This window comes from Amycolatopsis echigonensis (assembly GCF_014174495.1).
In the GTDB taxonomy this organism is placed as follows: Bacteria; Actinomycetota; Actinomycetes; order Mycobacteriales; family Pseudonocardiaceae; genus Amycolatopsis; species Amycolatopsis echigonensis.
The window spans coordinates 1-483 of sequence record NZ_JACJHR010000270.1 but is presented as its reverse complement, the minus strand read 5'-3'; the positions used below and the strand labels follow the sequence as shown (position 1 = coordinate 483).

The following is a 483-nucleotide window of genomic DNA, read 5'->3' as shown; positions in this document are numbered from 1 at the left end:
GACGAATACGGCCTCGATCTCGGTTCGGTGACCTGGGTCGTCGACGACGAGGACCACATCGAGGGCCGCGCGCCCGCGAACGTCGAACACGTCGCCGACGGCCGTTCGCTCGGCGACCTGCTGCGCGCCGGCGAAATCGACGCCGCGCTGAGCGGAAACGCCGGCACCGGGCGGGCCGACGCGCCCCGTGCCGGATGGTCGGCACCCTCACAGTCCACAGAGGACGGCCCCTATCCGCTGTTCCCCGACCACGAGGTGCTCGCCCTCGATTGGCATCTCCGCACCGGGATCTATCCCCTGCACTCGGTGATCGCGCTGCGCAGCGAGCTGGTCGAACGCGATCCCGGCCTGCCGACCGCGCTGTACGCCGCGTTCGCCGAGAGCAAGCGCCGCCAGGTCGAAGCGGATCCGGAGTGGTCGGCGCTGCCCCGGCTGGGCAAGCAGGCCAGGCAACTCGGCGCCGATCCGATCCCCTACGGCGTA

The 483-nt window shown here is 71.2% G+C and carries 1 pseudogene; it reads left to right on the top strand.

The features are described 5' to 3' along the window. Positions 1–483 (top strand): annotated as a pseudogene (locus tag H5411_RS46710) (hypothetical protein); the annotation flags it as partial.